The organism is Bradyrhizobium sp. SHOUNA76 (genome assembly GCF_023006445.1).
In the GTDB taxonomy this organism is placed as follows: Bacteria; Pseudomonadota; Alphaproteobacteria; order Rhizobiales; family Xanthobacteraceae; genus Bradyrhizobium.
This window is the reverse complement of record NZ_JALBHA010000715.1, coordinates 1-2,410: the sequence shown is the minus strand read 5'-3', so window position 1 is coordinate 2,410 and position 2,410 is coordinate 1. Positions and strand designations below refer to the sequence as shown.

Annotated in this window: 1 protein-coding gene and 2 pseudogenes; all 3 read left to right on the top strand. The window is 65.2% G+C overall.

Annotated elements, in window-relative coordinates; genetic code table 11:
* Positions 1 to 135: pseudogene (locus MOV74_RS41080) on the top strand (TetR/AcrR family transcriptional regulator); the annotation flags it as partial.
* 54 nt (positions 136 to 189) lie between these two features.
* Positions 190 to 1,815, top strand: coding sequence for a GMC family oxidoreductase (locus MOV74_RS36065; protein ID WP_246932026.1), 1,626 nt, complete (start codon positions 190 to 192; stop codon positions 1,813 to 1,815).
* 25 nt (positions 1,816 to 1,840) lie between these two features.
* Positions 1,841 to 2,410: pseudogene (locus MOV74_RS36060) on the top strand (hydroxymethylbilane synthase); the annotation flags it as partial.

Here is a 2,410-nt window from a genome sequence, read left to right as displayed (position 1 = left end):
CTGGCGCGGCTGCTGCTCGGCGCGGTGACGGAGGCCGCGGTCGCCTGCGCCGGACGCACGGATATCGCAAGGGCGGGCGCGGAATATGCCCGTGCGTTCAAGTCGCTGGTCGAGGCGCTGCGCGTGCGGGAATGATTGTGCTAAGTGACGAAACGGAAACGTCCACAGCAACAAGAAGACTAGCAACAGATGACCGCAAATTCTTCCCTCGAACCAAGCGATCCCGAATTCGACTACATCATCGTCGGCGCAGGCTCCGCCGGCTGTGTCCTCGCTAACCGGCTTTCCGCGAACGGCAAGCACAGCGTCCTGCTGCTCGAGGCCGGCCCAAAGGATTCCAACATCTGGATCCACGTCCCGCTCGGCTACGGCAAGCTGTTCAAGGAGAAGACCGTCAACTGGATGTACCAGACCGAGCCGGAGCCCGAGCTGAAGGGCCGCCAGGTTTTTCAGCCGCGCGGCAAGACGCTGGGCGGATCGAGCTCGATCAACGGCCTGCTCTATGTCCGCGGCCAGCACGAGGACTATGACCGCTGGCGCCAGCTCGGCAACACCGGCTGGGGCTATGACGACGTGCTGCCCTATTTCAAGAAGGCCGAGAACCAGTCGCGGGGGGCCGATCAGTATCATGGCAGCGGCGGTCCGCTGCCGGTGTCCAACATGGTCGTGACCGATCCGCTGTCAAAGGCCTTCATCGACGCCGCGGTCGAGACCGGTCTGCCCTACAACCCCGATTTCAACGGTGCCACGCAAGAAGGCGTCGGCCTGTTCCAGACCACGACGCGCAACGGCCGCCGCGCTTCGACCTCGGTGGCCTATCTCGGCCCGGCAAAGTCCCGCGGCAACCTCAAGATCGAAACTGGAGCGCTCGGCCAGCGCGTGCTGTTCGAGGGCCGCCGCGCCGTCGGCGTCGAATATCGGCAAGGCGCGCAAACCCGCCGCGCCCGGGCCCGCAAGGAGATCGTGCTGTCGAGCGGAGCCTACAACTCGCCGCAGCTGCTGCAGCTCTCCGGCGTCGGTCCCGCCGATCTCCTGCGCAAGCATGGCATCGATGTCGTGCTGGACGCGCCGGGCGTCGGTCACGACCTCCAGGACCACATGCAGGTCCGCATCGTGATGCGCTGCTCGCAGAAGATCACGCTGAACGACACCGTCAATCATCCGCTCCGTCGTACCATGGCCGGCGCGCGCTATGCGCTGTTCCGTAAGGGTTGGCTGACCATCGCGGCCGGCACCGCGGGCGCGTTCTTCAAGACCAGCCCGCGGCTGGCCTCGCCTGACATCCAGGTGCATTTCCTCCCGTTCTCGACCGACAAGATGGGCGAGAAGTTGCACGACTTTTCCGGCTTCACTGCGTCGGTCTGTCAGCTCCGTCCCGAAAGCCGCGGAACCTTGCGCATCAAGAGCGCCGATCCGAGCGTGCCGCCGGAAATCCGCATCAATTACATGTCGACCGAGACCGACCGCACCACCAACGTCGAGGGCCTGAAGATCCTGCGCCAGATCCTGAATGCGCCGGCGATGAAGCCCTTTGTGGTCAGCGAGTACGACCCCGGCGCGAAGGTATCCACGGATGCCGAGCTGCTGGATTATTGCCGCGAGCGCGGCAGCACCATCTACCATCCGACCTCGACCTGTCGTATGGGCAATGATGCGCTCGCCGTGGTTGACCAGCGGCTGAAGGTGAGGGGCCTTGAAGGCCTTCGCGTCGTCGACGGCTCGGTCATGCCGGACCTCGTGTCCGGGAACACCAACGCGCCGATCATCATGATCGCCGAAAAGGCTTCCGACATGATATTGGAGGATGCGCGGTAATCTCGCGCAGTGAAAGGACGACAGCTTGGCTATTCGACTTCGGATCGGCACACGCAAGAGCGCGATGGCGCTGGCACAGACGGAAGAGATCGCGCGCCGCCTGACCGCCGCTGTGCCCGGTCTCGACGTCGAGATCGTCAAGTTCGACACCACGGGCGACCTCGACCAGACCAGCAAGCTGTTGCCCCATGGCGGCAAGGGCGGCGCCTTCGTGGCGCAGATCCGCGCTGCCGTGCTGTCGGGCGAATTGCAGGCGGCGATGCACTCGCTGAAGGACATGCCGGGCAACGAGGACACGCCGGGCCTCGTCATCGGCGCCACGCTGTCGCGCGATCCTCCTGGTGATGCCCTGGTGCTGCGCGACGGCGTGACATGGGAAGCGCTGCGTCGGTCAGGTGGCAAGGGGTTCAAGATCGGCACCAATGCCGTGCGTCGCGCGGCCTATGCGCGCAGACTGTTTCCCGACGTCGAGGTGATCCATTTTCGCGGCGCGGCCGATACGCGCGTGCGAAAACTCGACAATGGCGAGATGCAGCGCCTGCCGGATGGCGGCGCCGTGGGCCCGGCCGACGCGCTGATCATGGCGCGCTCGGGC

Bases quoted from the DNA above. Each gene is read 5' to 3' on its own strand.
- MOV74_RS36065 (WP_246932026.1), top strand. From the start codon at position 190: ATGACCGCAAATTCTTCCCTCGAACCAAGCGATCCCGAATTCGACTAC.